15 protein-coding genes are annotated in these 19,001 nt (G+C 38.2%); all 15 read right to left on the bottom strand.

Annotation, left to right across the window (positions count from 1 at the left end; translation table 11 throughout):
* Positions 1-16: 16 nt before the first annotated feature.
* Complete coding sequence (locus PVE40_RS07630; protein ID WP_274731301.1) at positions 17-1,051, bottom strand: AbrB family transcriptional regulator; 1,035 nt, start codon at positions 1,049-1,051, stop codon at positions 17-19.
* Positions 1,052-1,077: 26 nt separating this feature from the next.
* A complete protein-coding gene (locus tag PVE40_RS07635) occupies positions 1,078-1,269 on the bottom strand; it encodes a tautomerase family protein (protein ID WP_274731302.1) in 192 nt (63 codons plus the stop codon).
* Positions 1,270-1,368: 99 nt separating this feature from the next.
* Positions 1,369-3,381: a beta-galactosidase gene (locus PVE40_RS07640; protein ID WP_274731303.1), complete on the bottom strand. Its 2,013-nt coding sequence runs from the start codon at positions 3,379-3,381 to the stop codon at positions 1,369-1,371.
* Complete coding sequence (yicI, locus tag PVE40_RS07645) at positions 3,374-5,683, bottom strand: alpha-xylosidase (protein ID WP_274731304.1); 2,310 nt, start codon at positions 5,681-5,683, stop codon at positions 3,374-3,376. Before yicI ends, PVE40_RS07640 begins: the two co-directional genes overlap by 8 nt.
* Positions 5,680-7,170 carry a glycoside hydrolase family 1 protein gene (locus PVE40_RS07650; protein ID WP_274731305.1) on the bottom strand — a complete coding sequence of 497 codons (1,491 nt, stop codon included), beginning with the start codon at positions 7,168-7,170 and terminating at the stop codon, positions 5,680-5,682. Before PVE40_RS07650 ends, yicI begins: the two co-directional genes overlap by 4 nt.
* Entirely contained in the window at positions 7,151-8,074 is a 924-nt protein-coding gene (locus tag PVE40_RS07655) for an ROK family protein (protein ID WP_274731306.1), read from the bottom strand. The genes PVE40_RS07650 and PVE40_RS07655 overlap by 20 nt, the downstream gene beginning before the upstream one ends.
* Positions 8,075-8,151: 77 nt before the next feature.
* Positions 8,152-9,837: an ABC transporter substrate-binding protein gene (locus PVE40_RS07660; RefSeq protein WP_274731307.1), complete on the bottom strand. Its 1,686-nt coding sequence runs from the start codon at positions 9,835-9,837 to the stop codon at positions 8,152-8,154.
* Positions 9,838-9,871: 34 nt separating this feature from the next.
* A complete protein-coding gene (locus tag PVE40_RS07665; RefSeq protein ID WP_274731308.1) occupies positions 9,872-10,804 on the bottom strand; it encodes a carbohydrate ABC transporter permease in 933 nt (310 codons plus the stop codon).
* A gap of 13 nt (positions 10,805-10,817) precedes the next feature.
* Positions 10,818-11,678, bottom strand: coding sequence for an ABC transporter permease (locus tag PVE40_RS07670; RefSeq protein ID WP_274731309.1), 861 nt, complete (start codon positions 11,676-11,678; stop codon positions 10,818-10,820).
* Positions 11,679-11,936: 258 nt separating this feature from the next.
* Positions 11,937-13,235: a hypothetical protein gene (locus tag PVE40_RS07675; protein WP_274731310.1), complete on the bottom strand. Its 1,299-nt coding sequence runs from the start codon at positions 13,233-13,235 to the stop codon at positions 11,937-11,939.
* The gene (locus PVE40_RS07680; protein WP_274731311.1) at positions 13,219-13,920 is read right to left on the bottom strand and encodes a DUF624 domain-containing protein; all 702 of its coding nucleotides are present in this window, start codon (positions 13,918-13,920) and stop codon (positions 13,219-13,221) included. The genes PVE40_RS07675 and PVE40_RS07680 overlap by 17 nt, the downstream gene beginning before the upstream one ends.
* Positions 13,921-13,933: 13 nt before the next feature.
* Entirely contained in the window at positions 13,934-14,356 is a 423-nt protein-coding gene (locus PVE40_RS07685; RefSeq protein ID WP_274731312.1) for a helix-turn-helix transcriptional regulator, read from the bottom strand.
* A gap of 237 nt (positions 14,357-14,593) precedes the next feature.
* On the bottom strand, positions 14,594-15,445 hold the full coding sequence (locus PVE40_RS07690; protein WP_274731313.1) for a response regulator: 852 nt from the start codon (positions 15,443-15,445) through the stop codon (positions 14,594-14,596).
* A complete protein-coding gene (locus tag PVE40_RS07695) occupies positions 15,417-17,246 on the bottom strand; it encodes a sensor histidine kinase (RefSeq protein WP_274731314.1) in 1,830 nt (609 codons plus the stop codon). The genes PVE40_RS07690 and PVE40_RS07695 overlap by 29 nt, the downstream gene beginning before the upstream one ends.
* On the bottom strand, positions 17,215-18,951 hold the full coding sequence (locus PVE40_RS07700) for a glycosyl hydrolase family 95 catalytic domain-containing protein (protein ID WP_274731315.1): 1,737 nt from the start codon (positions 18,949-18,951) through the stop codon (positions 17,215-17,217). The genes PVE40_RS07695 and PVE40_RS07700 overlap by 32 nt, the downstream gene beginning before the upstream one ends.
* Between the last annotated feature and the right edge of the window lie 50 nt (positions 18,952-19,001).

Below are 19,001 nucleotides of genomic sequence, written 5' to 3' on the forward strand. Positions count from 1 at the left end.
TTGCTATTCGGTTCTCTCAGATGAAATTCGTAATAACTGCAATGATGGTTGGATAAAGAGCAATCACGGTCACAACCCGCATCGTCTGCATTAATGAGACAATAGCCGGATTCGCATGATAATCGATCGACATCAAAGCTAGATCAGAAGCTCCTCCTGGTGCACAAGCAAACAAAGCAGTCGAGAGGCTGAGTTGATTGGTTTTGAAAAACAAGAATCCCATTACGACCGAAAGAATGATGTATCCAATCACCATAACGGCTGCCGGGAAGAAAATCTCTCGCAATGAGAGGAAAATGGATGCTGTAATCGAAGATCCAATCAAAGTTCCGGCAGATATTTGTGCTACAAATTTTACCTTTAGCGGCATGACTGCTGATTTGGTAGTGACATTTTGCAAGCCCACCATCAGCATGGAACCAATTAACGGCCCTGCTGGTATACCCAGGAAATACCCAATTGATGCGCCAAAAATACCCACAGCACCGGTTTTCCATATACTGCCTTTTTTCTGCTCAACAAATTGTACTTCAACCTCTGGTATATCCGATTCATGTTTATTGTCTAACAAGACTGAAAATAAGCTGGGAAAAAAAGCAATGATGGTAAAGAGGCGAATGGTTTGAAGCACAGAAACAATCCCTGTGTCCGCTCCTAAATCCATGCTGACAATCGTCATATCTACAATACCGCCCGGAGCAGTCGCAAAAGCTGCCGTTGCGAACGAGAAATCAGTGAAATGATACAAAAAGACAGCCATGGACAAACTATAGGTAATTAAAACTAATACGTTTGCAACTGCCGGCACAACCATTTTCTTTAATAATAAAATATCCTCTTTTCTTATGCCGGCCCCAATAAATATTCCTGAAATCGTTTGAGTAAAATTCTTCATAAAAGTTGGATACGCAGCATTCCCGGTGAAGATGCTGAAAAGTGCTACAGCTATCATGGCGCCGATCATGTAAGCAGACGGCATTTTTAATCTTTTCGCAATCCGAGCGCCCATCAGACCGATGAAGAAGGTAAAGATTGTTTCCAGCCAAATCATAGAATGTATATCCCACCTTATCGGTTCTAAGCTTTTTCGTTCTTTTCCATATCTGCACCACTATATAAGTCTTCAGGTGCCATATCTTCATAGATGACACGGATTGTTTCACGACTAGCAAATTTCAATTCGTCCATCGTGTTTACAATTGCTTCTGCTAATTCTTTCTTTTGTTCCGGTGTGCGGCCTTCTTTTAATTGAATGCGTACAAAGGGCATGTGAGTTCTCCTTTCTATCAAAAAACAGACTTGTATGGTTATTTTCTCACCAAACAAGTCTGTATTCAACTTCTATTTTTAATTCTCTTGCTAGTTGCTTTAACCTTTGCTTAGAATTTTGACACCATAGGGCGGTAATTCTTCTGTTTTTTCGAAACTTTCTTTGGTTAATAAATTTATATACCCTTCTAAATCTATTTCAATTCGAACAGGTTTTTCACCGTGATTCATGATGAAAATAAATTCTTGGTCTCCTTTTACACGCTTTGTAATTTCGATACCATCTGGCTGAATTCCGAATCCAACTACATTATTTTTAAGAACGATTTGATGGACGATTGCATCCAGTAAGGCTTGATTCGGAACAGTCCCTACATACCATGCAGTTCCTTTTCCAAAAGAATTGTGGGTCACCACTGGTATTCCAGCATAGAATTGACTTGCGTAAGTGGCGAATACAGTTGCACCTTCTGAATGAATCAAATCAGCCAACATTTCTCCTTGGTAGGTTTCACCTGACTCTCCATGAATTTGAACACTTTCATCCGGAGGCAGAGCATCAATTTCTTCGACCCAAATGCCCATCGTCTTTCGTAAAGGACCTGGGTACCCTCCTAAATGTACATTGTCACTTTGATCAACAATCCCACTCATGAACGTCGTCAAAAACGTTCCGCCTTCCTCTACAAACGTTTCAACTTTTTCTCCCATACCTTCTTTTACCATATAAAAAACTGGTGCTAGAATCACATCATATGCAGAAAAATCTGCATCCATAGGAATCATATCGACCGCAATATTGCGGCGATAAAATGCATCATAATACTGTTGGATTTGGCTAACGTAGTACAAATCTTTATGCGGACCACTCGTATACTCTAAAGCCCAATAATTATCCCAATCAAATAATATGGCTACCTTAGAAGGTGTCTCTGCACCGATATGACAATTACCTAATTGTTCCAATTCCTTTCCTAATTCAGCAACTTCACGAAAAACTCGTGTATTCTCATGTCCAACATGCTCAATGACGGCACCATGAAACTTCTCACAACCCCCTTTAGAGCGACGTAACTGGAAATACTGGATTGTATCCGCTCCGTGAGCAATCGCATGATAACTTTGCACGCGCATCCGACCAGGTGGCTTCAGTGAATTATACGGTTGCCAATTTTGTTGGCTTGGCGTTTGCTCCATTAACATAAAAGACTGTCCGTTCTTCATTCCACGCATCAAGTCATGGTTCATCGCCACATGACTCCATGAAGTATTCAAGCCTGGATAATTGTCCCAAGAAACAATGTCCATTTCCTTTGCCCACTTAAAATAATCAAGCCCTTTATATGCCCCCATAAAATTCGTAGTCACTGGTCTTTCCTTATCATATTTACGAATTATTTCTTTTTCCATAATAAAATTATTTAAGAGGCTATCTGACATAAAGCGACGATAGTCGATTGAAATTCCCGCAAATGCGGCCATCGTATCACTCACCCCATCGCCTAGGTAGTTCGGCGGAACGATATCTTCAAAGTCATAAAGGGTATGACTCCAAAAATCAAAATTCCAAGCCTCATTAACTGCTTCAATTGTTTTGTATTTTTCTTTCAGCCAAATCCGAAACGCCTTGGCACAGTTATCACAATAACATTCTCCACTATATTCATTGGAAATATGCCATACTTTTACGTTTGGATGTGATCCATATCGCTCAGCAATTCGAGTTACTAATTCTTTCGCATAATATTGAAAACTCAAGCTGTTAGGACAAGCATTATGCCGATGCCCATACTTATGCGGCCGTCCATAAAAATCGGTTCGATTAACATCCGGATATTTACGAGATAGCCATGCTGGAAGTGCGGCCGTCGACGTACCCATTACAATCTCATAATCTCTCTCAGTCAACAAGTCTACAACCTGGTCCAACTCAGAAAAATTGTATTCCTTTTCTGAGGGTTGAAGACGACCCCAAGAAAAAACATTAATCGTAGCGGAATTAATATGTGCTTTCTCAAAAATCCGCATGTCTTCTTGCCAAAATTCCGGCGGCCATTGTCCAGGGTTATAATCTCCACCATGTAGGATTTTATCGAAGTATGGTTTACTCATGGAAGCCTCCTTCTACTTTAATCTTTGTTTGATCACTATTGATTGAAACAATAGAACCATATTTGGAGGCAATTGCTTCTTTAATTTGTACGTTATGAACGATTAACTTAAAACTCGAAAGTCCTGTACTATCTACTTGTAGCTCATCACCATTTCGTTGAATCGTAATGGAAGCAACCTTTTCACCTCTGACATTGTAAATATCTGTTTCTGCTGTTTTACCATGGTCTAGTTCGAAGAGATGGACGGTTACATCTTTCGTATAGTCATATTCAGCGCGATCATTCACAGCTCCTTCTACAATGATGCTGTTTGGTCTAGCCAAAAGTGGTAAGTGTAAATAATCATATTTTCTTTCATACCACCGTTTCCCTTCAAATACTTCACCAGTTAAATAGTCTGTCCAACTTCCTTCCGGTACATAAAACTGAGCAATTCCTTTTTCATTGAAAATTGGAGCTACCAAAAGATTGCTACCAAACATATATTGGCGATCTAGGGTATGAGTGGTTGGATCTTCTCGAAATTCTAAAATCATCGAACGCATCATCGGTACTCCTACCTGATGAGTATAAACAGATTCTGCCATTAAATACGGCATTAAACTAAGTTTCAGTTTGGTAAAGGTTCGTGATACTTCAACTGCCTCTTCTCCATACAGCCATGGAACTTTATATTCCCAACTTCCATGATATCGGCTATGGGAAGACAGAAGACCAAATTGAGTCCAACGTTTATAAACATCCGGTGAGCAACCAGCTTCAAAGCCACCAATATCATGACTCCAATAGCCAAAACCACTCATTCCGAATGATAATCCCGCACGTAACGACTCAGCCATAGAAGGATAATCAGATGTACAGTCACCACCCCAGTGTACAGGGAACTGTTGTCCACCAACGGTTGCGGAGCGAGCAAATACAACGGCTTCTTGTTCTCCTTTTTTCTCTTTCAACAAGTCAAACACTACCTGATTATATAGCTGTGCATAATAATTATGCATCCGCTGTGGATCAGATCCATCATGATAAACACAATCAACAGGAATCCGTTCACCGAAGTCCGTTTTAAACGAATCAACCCCCATTTCAATCAACTCTGTTAGTTTACCTTGATACCATTCAACGGCAGCAGGATTCGTAAAATCAATAACCGCAAGACCTGCTTGCCATTTATCCCATTGCCAGACATCACCATTTGGTCTTTTAAGGAAGTACCCCTCCTTCATTCCCTCATCAAATAATGGTGATTTTTGCCCTACATAAGGATTAATCCAGACACAAATCTTTAAGCCTTTATCTTTTAAGCGTTTAAGCATATTTTTTGGATCTGGGAACATGCGCTTGTCCCATGTGAAATTCACCCATTCAAATTCTTCCATCCATAAACAATCAAAATGGAACACTTCAAGTGGGATGTCCCGTTCCAGCATTCCGTCTACAAACTGATTTACAGTAGCCTCATCATAATCCGTTAAGAATGAGGTGCTTAACCATAGTCCATATGACCAAGCAGGCGGCAGGGCAGGTTTCCCAGTAAAAGAAGTGTAGTGTTCTAAAACCTCTTTTAAATCATCTCCAACAATAATATAGTACTGCATGACTTCTCCAGGAACGCTGAACTGAACACGTGAAACTTTTTCGCTCGCTATTTCATAACTAACACGATCCGGCGAATCAACAAAGACACCGTATCCCTTGTTGCTCATATAAAATGGAATATTTTTATACGCTTGTTCTGTTCCGGTTCCGCCATCTTCATTCCATATATCGACTGTTTGACCGTTTTTGACAAATGGAGTAAAGCGTTCCCCTAGTCCGTAAATTAATTCACCGACATCTAAGGTTAATTGTTCACTGATGAACGGTTGCCTATCCGGAGCACTTACGTATGCCTGTCCCCTTGGTTTACTTTGAGTTAATGTAGTACCTTTGTAGATAAAATCTAATTGGAACTGATCACCCTTAGCAGCACGAACTGAAAAGTCTTTATTGTGAAACTCATAACCTGTCTCTGTTTCTTTGATTTCTGCTTGTACTGGTTCGTTGTACAGTACAAAATCTGGGCCTGTGTGACGTTGCCCTTTATGGTGATATACCTTTACCCCAATTATATTAGGTCGAGGAGCAGTTAGCTCAACAGTCATCATTCCACCATCTAAGGACATTCCTTTATGGGAAATATGGCGAAATGGTGCGTATAAGGTCAACCCTTCGTTTGTTCTTCGCGATGCGTAAATATGTGCTGGGAAATTCACTTCATACCCTTCTCTAAATAGCCAACCACCATCTGTATACTTCATTCTTCCACCTCGTTGTCCATAATATTTGCTCCATTTTGCTTCATCAATTCTTGATACCAATAAAAACTTTTCTTTGGTATACGCTTCAAATCTTTTTCGCTCTCTTCATCTCGGTTCACATAAACAAAACCATATCGTTTTTTATAACCATTCAACCAACTCAATAGGTCAGTGAACGACCAAGCGCAATAGCCAATCATTTCTACACCATCAGTAATTGCCTTTTTCATTTCAAGAACATGTTTTTCCAAATAAGCAATCCGAACGTCATCTTGGATGCTGCCATCCTCTTCTAACTGATCAATAGCACCTAGGCCATTCTCCGTCACAAAAATGGGTAACCCGTAGCGCGCATAAACACGACGCAAGGCAACACGGAAGCCAACTGGATCTATCTCCCAACCCCATTCTGTTTTATCTAAGTACGGGTTGGATATGGATTGAAACATTGGTACTTCTGGTGACTGAGCTTGTTCCTCATTTGGCTGCATTAAATATGGATCAATTGCGGAAAATTCTTTCTTTTGTGCTTCTTTTGCATTTTGTTTATTTTCAATCCGATTTTCTTGGAATGTGCCACCATGATAATAATTGATACCTAAAAAGTCTGGTTTAGAAGATTGAAGTAATTCGTGATCCGCTGCAGTCACCTCCGGCGCAATCTTTAATTTTTGGAGTTGTTTCATAACAAATTTGGGATAAATCCCTCTGCAATAGACATCCAACCACCATATGTTATTGAATTCTTCGCCGTTCTCTGCCGCTAAAACATCTTCTGGCCTAGCACTAGAAGGATAAGCTGGTCCATAACCGAAACTTGGACCAATCAAACCTTTTGGAACCATTTTATGGAAGAGATTAATAGCTTCTGCATTCGCTAAATTGATAACATGGTTAGCAGTAAACATCCGCTCTAAGTTGGAGAGATTTGGCGGATGTGTCTCCCAGCGATAGCCCATCGAAGTAAATACGTTCTGTTCGTTAAAAGTTACCCAGTATTTGACTTTACCTCCAAGTCGCTCAAAAAGAATTTGGCAATACTGTTTGAATGCTTGGATTGTTTTACGCGATTCCCATCCGTTATACTTTTCCTGCAAAGCTTCCGGTAAATCCCAATGATAAAGAGTGAGAATTGGTTCTACACCATGCGCAAGCATTTCGTCTACCAAATCCTCGTAGAATTGCAAGCCCTTTTCATTCACTTTACCTTCTCCTTCAGGAAGAATACGAGACCACGCAACGGAAAAACGATAAGCTTTTAGTCCCATTTCTCCCATTAATGCTACATCTTCCTTATAACGATGGTAGTGATCTACCGCAACATCCCCATTGGTTTCCATAAACGTCTTACCGGGAATTTTGGAAAAGGTGTCCCATACACTAGGTCCTTTTCCGTCTTCCTTAAACGCACCTTCAATTTGGTAGGCAGCTGAAGCTGCTCCCCATAAGAATTTTTCGGGAAATGAATCAAGTTTTTGATGGTACATCAAATTCTCCTCTCTTTATTAAGGCTACTTTTTCTTGAATAAGTGCATAGGCTCCGCGCAATCCTGCCTCATTGTAGTATTTACAATTTTGCACGATTGTTTTAATATCTTTCCAATCTTTACTTAAAGCCAGTTCCTTTTCTAATTCTAAAATTAAAGTAGGGTCTCCACTAATCCCTCCCCCAAGTAAAATCTTTTCTGGATTGAAGAAGGTTGCTGAATTAAAGACTACTGCACCTAAATATTTCAACCAATTACGAAATAAAATTGCAACTTCTGGATCAGTTTCTTTTTCAATCATAATGGTTCGTGCATCTACATGTGCTTCTGGTGCTATTCCCTTTTTTTCTTTATAACTTCGAACCAATGAACTTGTAGCTGCTACATCATGGGCGGTCGCATAGGGTCGATTACCTACATCAATATGCATCATGCCAAATTCCCCAGCTCGAAATGTATTTCCTCTAAAAAGCTCACCATTCAAGACGATTGCTCCGCCAATACCCGTTCCAATTGTAATTAAGACAAAGTGCTCCAATCCTTGAGCATTACCGCTGAGCATTTCTGCTAATGCAGCGCAATTTGCATCATTCTCAATAGCAATCGGGTAAGGTAGTTCTTCTCGCAGAACATTGACAATATTTTCCCCATATAGAGGATATAATGCTCCCGCTGTGATGGCCTCTCCACTATACGGATTGATAAACCCAGGAAAACTAATTCCGATTCCTTCAATTCTTTCTGTTTGTTCATATAAGTGGATTTTTTGAAGCATTTGCTGATAAAAAATTTTTTTATCATCTTTTTGAGTGGGGTACTCTCCTTTTTCAAACAATTCTCCATTTGAAGTGAATAGGCCATATTTTACAGCCGTTCCTCCCACATCAAAGCACACGTAAGTCATCGAGTTTCATTTCCCCCTAACATTGTAAAAGAGCGAGACAGAAGCCCGCTCTTTTTTATCTTCTTGCTTCGAAAAAGTTAATTCCCCCAAAGTTCCAGACGTTTTTCCGTTAATTCAGTCATTTCTGCTTCTGCATCCTTGATCCCCATTGCTTCTAATTCCGAAATCATTTCTTCCCAGATGCCATCAAAGTCGGCAGGGTCAGCTAGAATTGCTTCAGTAATTTTTTGAGTTGTATAATCATCTGCTTTTTGTTGGGTGATTGCAACGTCACTATTGGAAGGAAGTACATATTCATAAGCCCGACCATGTTTTGGAATTCCTAAAGATTCGGTTTCTGGGAATGTTTCTACCCATAAATCCACTCCGTAAGCTTCTAAAGCTTCTTTTTCAGCCTCGGTGTAATTGATCATAATATCTTCTTTCGTACTCCGGCTGATGGATTGACCGTTAGAATCTACTGCACCATTTCCCCATTGAGGGAATGGATAAATGTAGTTACCGATACCCGTTTGTGCTGAATAATCTGGATTTGTTTGGGCATTTTGTCGGTCTTCTTCGGTTTGCACACGTAATCCTTCTTCAATTGTATAGTTCTCACCTTCTACGCCCCAATTCACAAGAATTTGAGCTTCTTCTGTAGCAAACCAATCAAGGAACTCAAAAGCTTCTTCTTGGTCTTCAGAAGTAGAACTGATGGAAATACCTGTTGTCCCAGTAAATCCATAGTCTCTTGTACTTTGAGAGATATATTCTTCACCCAATGTAACCGGAAGAGGTGCCCACAGACGATTGTCTTTTCCTTCTTGTTTCAAGACTGCAACAGCACTCAACACATCCCAATCCTGATCGGCAGTTCCAAGAACTCGACCAGAAGACAGTTTAGCGATATAGGTGTCATACGTCTGCGTGAATGATTCTGGATCTAACAACCCAATATCATTCATGTGATTCAGCCATTGGAAGTACTCTTTAAATTCGGGCAACATAAATTTATAAACTGTTTCGCCCGTTTCCTCATCTACATGCCATTGACCGTCGTCTTGCATTCCTGCCGCAAATCCAGCTGGGTTACCAACTGTAATCAACCAACGCCAATCACTTCCCAATAAACTCAATCCGATGGTGTCTTGTCCATCAATTTGTGGGTTCTTTTCAACGTACGTTTTGATTGCGTTTTCATAATCTTCTAAAGTTTTGATTTCTGGGTATCCTTGATCTTTCAAGACGTCCAAAGCGATTTGCAAAGTTCCGCTTGTGGTCAAGTAGCGATTCGTAACTCCACCTGTCCCAACATGGTAGATTTGTGGATCATCTAAACTGTTTCGGAGTCGATCTAACTGATCACCGTACATCGCTTTTAAGTTATCGCCTTTTTCTTTAATCATTTCATCTAAGGGAATAACGGCACCTGCATCAATGAGCTTATTTAGATCGCCTTTCCCAAAAATCATATCTGGATAATCTCCACTGGCAATCATTAGAGGAATAGCTTGTTCATCACCACCAACAGGATGAGAAATCTCCAATTTTACTCCTGTTCGTTTGGTAATTTCTTGGGCAACAGGATTGCTAAAAGGATCATCTGTCTGTAAATCAGCACTAAAAAATGTTAGTGTCTTTACTTCTTCTGTTCCGGCTTCTGAATTCGATCCCCCTGTTTCTGCTTGAGAATCATTGCCTGTGCCATCACTTCCAGCACAAGCGGCTAATAATAATGTACTTGATAGTAGTAGTGATTTAGTCCAAACATTCTTTTTCATTCAAATATTCCTCCTTTAGTTATGTTACTGTTTATTAACTCTTTACTGCACCTAAGGTCAATCCAGAAACAAAATATTTTTGTAAAAATGGATAAACAATTAAGATGGGAACGGTTGCAACAATGGTAATAGCCATTTTGATTGATTCTGGAGTAATTCGGTTCGTCATATTTTGATTTTGACTAATTCCTTGGATATCTGCAGCACTCATTGAGTTTGCATTATCCATAATTTTCATTAATTCATACTGTAAGGTAGTTAAATTGTTATTACTTCTAGCATATAAGTAGGTATCAAACCAACTATTCCATTGACCTACAGCCACAAATAAGGCGATTGTTGCTAAAACAGGTAAACATAAAGGCATAATAATTTTGTAGAAAATCTTGAAGTCTGAAGCACCGTCAATTCTGGCGGACTCTTCCAATGCATCGGGTAATCCTTCGATAAAAGAACGGATGACGATAACATTAAATGCACTAATTAAAGCCGGGATAATATAAACAGAAAACTGATTGATAAGCCCTAAATTACGAATCAATAAATAGGAAGGAATAAGTCCTCCGCTAATATACATGGTAAGTGTCAGCATAATATTAATATGTTTACGGAAGATAAAATTTCTCCGACTTAATACATAAGCCAACACTGCACAAGAAAATGTAGCCGTAATTGTTCCTATCAGGGTCCGTAGTAGTGAGTTTCGAAAGGCAATCAATAAACGATTGTTAGATGCAAAAATCTGTCGATAATTCTCAAATGTAAAAACTCTCGGTAAAATATGTATTCCTCCACGAGCAGTGTCCGTGGCGTCATTCAAATAAACTGCAAGTACATTTAAGAAAGGATAGAGCGTAATAACAATTACAAACAACATGAAGATTCCTAGCACGTAATCTGTTTTCCCTACTCTTTTCCATTCTGCTTTCTTTTTTCTAGTTTTTTTATTCATCATTATAGAAGCCATGTTGCTCTCCTTTCTACATTAGTTGTCCTTCACCTGTACGTTTTGCGATAGAGTTAAAGATGAAGATTAACGTAATACTTACCACAGACTTGAAGATCCCGATTGCCGTACCAAAGGAATAACGGAACATCCCGATTCCATAGTCCAGTGCATACTTTTCAATTACCAGAGCCTCATCAGCTACAATGTTATTTCCTAATAAGAGTTGCTTTTCAAACCCAATGTTAATTAAGTTTCCAATACTCATAATCAATAAAACGATGATAATCGGACGAATAGATGGCAATGTTATATTCCACATTTGTTGCCAACGGTTTGCTCCATCTACTCTAGCTGCTTCGTACATTTCTTGGTCAATACTTGTCATCGCTGCTAGGTAGATAATGGCTCCCCAACCCGTCTCTTTCCAAACATCTGATATCGTGACAATTCCCCAAAAGTAATTCGGTTGAGCCATAAAGTTAATGGGTTGCTCTAGAATATTTAAATTTACTAATATCGTGTTAATAATTCCAGAAGGTGCTAGCGATTGGATGACTATATTGGCAACTACTACCCACGAAACAAAGTGCGGTAAATAAGAAATTGTCTGTGTCAATTTCTTAAATCGTGTAAAGCGAATTTCATTTAATATTAAGGCAAACGAGATAGAAGACAGTGTACCGAAAATCAAACCTAAACTTCCCATGCCCAATGTATTCTTTAAAGCACGATAAAATAATGGTTCATTAAACAAATCAATAAAATGCTTCATTCCAACCCATTCAGAACCAAAAAAGCCATTTTGAGGAAGGTAATCCTGAAAAGCAATCACCCATCCTACGAGTGGGAAGTAGGCAAAAACTAGTAACCAAATGACAAAAGGCAAAACCATGATGATTAGCCCTTTTTGCTCCTTAACTTTTTTCCACGTAATTTTCTTTGGAAATTTCCTATCTCGTGCAATAGCTTTTTTCTTTTCCTTCTCCTTTTCGAAGTTCCTTCTAATAATTTTAAACCTTCCATGTTCATCCTCCTTCCTATTTTCTTCCTAATTTAATCTTAAATGTTACCGCTTACAGATTAAACAGGAAAAAGAGGATATCAAACTAGTAAAAATTAGCTTTTAATGAAAATATGATTTTATATTTCTTTATTTTTCTAGTTCTTGCAGTTTTTCCAGTAATAGGTCGAATTGGTTTTTCTCTGAGATGAACTCTGTTATTATATTGTTTTGTACCAAAAATTGTTCTTCGTTTGTTTCATAGAAGGTGATGGATCGTTCCATTGGCTCTCCCTCAGACTGAAATTGGTATTGAATTTGAATAGCTGGGTCTTCTGTTGCTTCTCGTTCTCGTGCTGTGGCAACTTCCGAATAATGCAGTGCTGCTAAGTATTGATAGGTACTTCTGAAGACTTGCTCCTCTATCTTTTTATTATTCAAGTAAAAAGTAGAGACAATTTTAGGTTTATCATTAACATCCATAATCAGTTGATGATTTGCTTCGATATGAAACGTTTCTGTTTCCGATTCAATCACTACAGAAATTAATGAATCTAAGGGAATCAACGCAATAAAATTATCAATGATTTGAAAGGCTTTAATATTAAATGACTGGGCTAACTTTTCAGGAATTTTATACCATTGATCAGCATATTCTAGGTGTAACGGTGTCCAGCCATCATGAGGAACACCAAATTGAAAAGCTTCATTTTTTTGTCCATCCGTAATTCTAACTTGATAGTCTTCTGTAAAACTGAGCGGCTTCTCTATCGGTTCTCCTTTTAATTCCAATAAGTTACTGAGAATTTTTTCCATTTGATAATATTCAACTGAAAAAGCTGTTTCAAAAGCATCATGAAGAAACCAACCACTGACAAAAGGAGCAGATTCTACCTCACTAAAAGGAGAGTCCTGATTCAAGCGGAAACTTTCTTCTTCTGATACGAATTGGATTTCTTCAATTCTACTTAAATCGTATGTAATGGAAGGCATAAAATATACAGGAGAAAAAGCTTGCATCTCAATCGGTAATTGTTCTACTTTCGCGAAATGATTGTCTGTCTCTAAATAAAATTGCTCGTTAGAATCTTCATAAAAAGAAACTTCCTTTTTATTACCATTGCCCTCTTGCAGTTCAACATACAAAATAAGATTGCTGTCTACTTTCTCTATTTCCTGTCCTTCGAGCTGAATCAAATTTTCTATGAATCTCCACACCCCGGCTTGATCCAACAAAGTAAGATCATCTGAAGTCCACTCTTCCTCTGCTGTTATGTGAATGCTATCTTCACCATAGCTTACCATTAACTCTTGTACTTCTTTTAATCCCTGAAAAGGTTGTACCGTAACGGAATGACTAGTCGGTGTTTCTTCTTTATCTACCGATTTCGTACAGCCGGCTAGTAACAAAATAAACAAGAGGATACCAATCTTATTTTTTATTTTCAATCGCTGATTCTCCCTTCTGGTTGCTAAAACGTTCTGCCATTTTTTCAAAAACTGGTTGTTGATTCCGCATAAAATAAAAGGAAAGGAGTGCAAAAATAAAGAGGAACATTTCGCTCGGAAAGGCATAGAGTAAAAAACCAAACGAAAATAGCGTGATCATGTTTAGTAACTGACTCTTCCAAAATCCCCATAGAATTACTACAGATGAACGATAGACATTAGCTAAAGTAATCGTAAAAGTAGCAATCATCGATAGTCCAATTATGCAAATCAATAGCACCAATACAGTGACTAATCCAAAGAAAATACCAAGAAAGACATTGTCTTGACTAAAAAAATAAAGCGTATCGACTAAGAGTATGACCAATAGCACGAGTTGAATACTCCAAAATTTTAAGGAAAGAAACAAATTTTCACGGTATGACCGGAAAAAGTCCTTTACAGGAGCAAGCTCTTGCTGACGGACAACCAATCCCATGCAAAAAAAGAGCGCTACCCAAGCAGGACCAGCTGGGATTAAAGCAACTGTATACCAGACAATATTTTCTATGAGCAGAGGAACAGAGAAAAAGATAATAAAGAAAAGTAGATTACAAACTAAAAATAATAAATTAGTTGTTAGAAAATAGTATCCGTAACGAATTATTTTATACAATGGACTTTTTAGAATATTCTTTTCCTTCACTTCTGTTCCCCCATTATTTTGTCGTAGTTTTTTGATAGCTTTTTGGACTAGTACCTGTGATTTTTTTGAACTTTTTGTAAAAATAATCACTATCGCTATATCCTACTTTTTCAGCAATCTCATACACCAGATATTGATCCCCTTTTAACAGTTTTTTTGCTTCTTCAATTCTAACGTGATCCAAATAAGTCCGATAACTCATTTTTTCTTCTGCTCGAAACTTTTTCCCTAAGTAAGAATGACTATAATTAAGGTGTTTACCTAACTCCTGCAACGTCAGATTTTGGTGGTAATTCTTTTTTGTATATTCTTTCATTTCTGCAACAATGTCACGCTTATCAAACATCTTGTCAAAGAAGCGGGCAAAATCACGGAAAACTTCAAAAAGAAATGCGAAAGTCTGAGATAAAGACTGCTCTGATAAAATAATGGACAAAATATATCGCTTTGATTGCTCCTTCAGAGGGATCTCCAATGATTCCTCTATTTCTTCACAGAAAAAGTTAAAAATAGCTGCTAAGTCAGCTTTTATTTCCCGTTCCGACCAATCGTTTTGTTGATAATAATGACCGATAGATTCTAACGATTGTTGAATGACTTGTTTTTCGTTGCCTTTAATGGCATCTAATAAATGTTCTTGCCATAGCTTTTTTTGAAAATTTTTCGCCCGGTTTTAATTATTCTCAATATACATCTCAATAGAAGAGCGAGAGAGAACATTTAGTTCCTCATACAAGTAACGTTTTTTCTCTAATTGACGGATTTCTTTATATAATTGCTGAATATCTAAGAACTGATTGCCCTCTTTACTCACTAGTACCAGCACCTGTTCCCCCTTAAAAGTCTCGCTAATCTCTAGAACAATTTTTTCAGCTTCCCTTGTTGTTCGATTAACTAATAAGGAATATAAACAACTATTATGGTTGAAATAAAATACCTCTTTTTGGATAATTTTGTCCACTCGTTCCCTAACTTCTGCACGATTTAAGGGACTGATTTCAAAGTTGCAGGCAATGAATTGATAACTGTCAAAAGAAAATAAAAGTTCCAATTCCTCTTTATGTTGTTGATGTAACACAAATTCCTTTAACTTTTTTGAAACAGAATAATCCTGATAAAGAGCGATCGCTTTTCGCTGTTCCCTTTTTAGATCCATGCGAGAGGCAATTTTCTTTAATTCATTCTCTAGTTCTTCCTCATCAACCGGTTTGAGTAAATAAGAGGACACTCCTAAATGAATCGCTTCTTTTGCATAAGAGAAATCAGAATAGCCTGATAAAATGAGAACTTCCATTTCAGAATTCGTTTCTTGTATTTTTCGAATCATTTCAATTCCATCCATTATCGGCATACGGATATCTGTTACAACAATATTAGGATGCAGTTGATTAATCTTCTCTATCCCATCTAACCCATTTTCAGCGTCCCCTACAATTTCAAATCCTAAAGCTTGCCAATTAATTAAATGAGCTAGCCCTTCGCGTACAACTGGTTCATCATCTACGATCAGTACTCGATACATCATTTTCCCGTTCTCCTCTCTTCCTTTTTCTTTGAGGAATATTCAATATTACTTTCGTTCCCTCCCCCTCTATACTCTCAATCTGTAAACCATACTCTGGTCCATAAAAGTATTTTACCCGTTGATGAACATTGCTTATGCCTATTCCATTCGTTTCCTCATGTCCATCGAGAATCTTTTGAAGCTTTGCCAGCCGCTCAGCGGGGATGCCTACTCCATTATCTCTGATTATAATTTTTAAATCGGTACCAGCTTTTTCTACTTGCACTGCTAATCGAGCCTCACCAGCAATTCTTTCCAATCCGTGTACAAACGCATTTTCGACAAGTGGTTGGACTAAAAGTGGCAAAATAGTGTAGTCGTCTTGGGTCCAATTATCTATTCGGTACTGTACGCGTTCGCCAAAACGGAGTTGTTGAATTTGAAGATACATTTCTATAAAAGCTAGATCTTCACTAAGCCACAACTCTTCATTGTTTCTTTCGAGTGCTTTTCGCATTAGTTTACTTAATATTTTCACAATATCGGCTACTTCCTTATCGCGATTACGCAAAGCCTTCATTCGGATCATCTCTAAAGTATTGTAAAGAAAATGAGGGTTGATTTGACTACTCAAAAGTTTAAATTCTGCTTCCTTAATTTGAATTTCCCAGTTCTTTTGCTCCAGTTCATGCTGATAGCGCTCAGTCAGCAACTTTTGCAAGCTCTCCATAGTTAAATAAAGATGATCATATACATCTGTAATTTCATCATTCCCAGATATAGTAGGTGAAATGTCAAAATTTCCTAATGCAACTTTAGTCATGCTATTTTTCAACTGAAGGACACGTTGATTAAAATGACGAATAAAGATAATGAGCAAAATCAAACTGAGGAAGAATACAAGTAATACAACTAAAGCTGCATTTATAAATACTTGATTTGCTTGTGCCACAATTGTGGCAGTGGGAACCGTCCCGACTGCCTTGAATTCCGAATGAATTGATTTTGGCACATCTAACAATTGAACTGTAAATGTGATGTTTCCCTCGGTTCCTTTTACTCCTGATTCAACTCCTGCTTGATTATGGAGTGATTCATCCGTTTGGTCTAACAACTTACGATATTGTTCATATTCACCTTGAATCTGGTTTAGGTCTGGATGACTGAAAATTAGATTATCATCTAAAGTCAAAAACAAAGTATTCCCAGTCTGTGCCATCATATCGCGAATCACGTCATTACTGACTGCAACATGTAATACTCCAATTAAGTTCCCATCTTGATAAACAGAACGAGTCAGGTTGAGATACCATTCTCTCGTTATAGAGTCTTCTAAATACCGCCAAACAATTTGGCCTTGATGACTAATTACTTCGTTATACCAATTTTCTGCGCGAATCTCTGGTGTTAAGGGTACGATTCCTACACTATTAGTCAAGGTGGGGTTATCAACATAAAAACGAATATGCTGAATCTCTTTGTAATACTGTAAGTAATCAGAGAATTGTTGATAGTTTTGATATGCTTCAAATACTTCATAGTGATTTAGATACATTCTCGTTACTAATGTAGCCAGACGCTCATCTTGATAAATCCAATCAGAAACCCGAATCACTGATTCTAAGGTACTTGCTAATTCTTGGGCTGTTCGTGTTGTATTTTGTTCAATTTCCTCTGTTTTGACCTGTATTTGATCTGCTCGAATCTCCACAATCATGTAGTAACCAACCAATGCAATCGGCACGAAAAGAATCCCAATATAGATTAAAAACAATTGTCGTTGGATTGTTTTAGGTTGGACTCTTTCCCACCACCTCTTCATTCAAATATCCTCCTTCGAAATGAATACGCTTTAATTTTCCTTTTTTTAATTTTAATGTTGTTCTTTCCTTTTGTACATAGAAGCAAGGCGATAAGGTGATTTCCAGTTCTGTATCTCGTGAAGCTATCAACTCTAAATCAAAAGTACGTTTTTTTATATTCCATGAGAATGTATTTACTTTGATGTTTCCAGGTAAAAAGACACCTCTTAATTCTCCTGTTTCCAACGAGTCGGGAACTGCCTGGAATAAGCTGACTTTCTCTTTTTCTGTCGGGTAAAGAACAGCATCTTGGTAGATTCGTGGCAAAGCACCGTTTGCGTCAATATTAAATACATTTTGATGATTGTAGTGAGCCGAAATCAAAGAATTATAAAACGCTCGATTTTTGATAAATTCTTCTAAGCTACGTTGCAAATCGCTCGTTCTTCCCAAAGCCAACGCACACATCGCCGCATGCATCCTTCCATGAGAGGACGTATTTCCGCTATCTTTATTGGTTACCCATGCCTCCATTTTTTTATCGAATGCTTTCTCTGTAGCTTGCCACAACTCAGGATTTTTATCTGGTTGAATTTCTTTGCTTTCAAATAAAGGATAAAACTGAGAAAAGTGACGATGATTGTAATGCTCTTCTTTTTTTGGATCAATCCATTCTTTTAAGATGCCTTCTTCATTTATGGCATACATGGGTAACTTTTCGAACATCTCCCTGTAATTTCCTGGCACAGGCTCTCCCAATAAGAGATGAGCTGCTATGGTATTGGTCAATGTTTCTTTTAATGCGGCTACATCAAACGCAGCATTATCTCCCATCCCGTTTTCTGGTGAGTAAGATGGTCGGAATAAAAGGGCATCTTCTTGTTTTAGTAAAAAATCTTCATAAAATAAAATGGTTTGTTTCCAGAACGGCAAAGCATCTTCTCGCAAGAAATTTAAATCTCCAGTATAGTCAGCGTATTCTGCATAAAAATGTCCTAGCCAAGCGGCTCCTGCAGTCCAAGTGATAAGTGGCCATTCTTGGTTCCATTGAACGTGTTTGGCTGTAGTACTAGCATGCGATGGAACAAAAAATCCTCTACAACCGTAAATTCGTTGTGCATTTTCCTGAAAATCCGCAAAATAGTGTTTCAATCGGTCAAAGACCGCTCTAAGTTCCTGAAACAGCCCTAGACGGCTAAAAGAGGCAATCGCTAGCTCCACATTGGTATCAAAAGTATAATCCCCGCTCCAAGCTGGCTCAAACGTACCCGTCCAAATTCCTTGTAAGTTTGGAATAGACGTACCACTGCAAGACTGAAGAACATATCGACTAGCAGCATATAGTTTCTCGTACAATACCAGTGGAATCGTGTCTGACGCCTCCATTTCTGCGATAATACTATCTATACTACGTAACCGTTCTTCTTCTGATACCAATAAAAGCGAGGTTCCTTCATAGCGTTCCTGCCACATTTGACTACTTTCTCGAAAATCTTCTTCCCAATCAATTGGAGGGGATAGGGCTTCATTCAGAGCAACCCGGCAGATAATATAAGTCGCTTGTTGGATAGCAAATCCATTTTCTATTCCTTCTATCTTTCCATCAGTTTCTATTTGTCCATTTGTATAATAAGATGAATGGTCTACGTATTGATTCACTTGCTGCCACATATTCTTATTGATGGTAAGAGTTTGTTTGGCGGATTTTATAATGAACTTAGCCATTTAAAATAAAAAAAACGCCACGTGAATTCCATGTTATATTGAAGTTACCA

The sequence above is a fragment of the Jeotgalibaca caeni genome (assembly GCF_028863945.1).
GTDB lineage: Bacteria > Bacillota > Bacilli > Lactobacillales > Aerococcaceae > Jeotgalibaca > Jeotgalibaca caeni.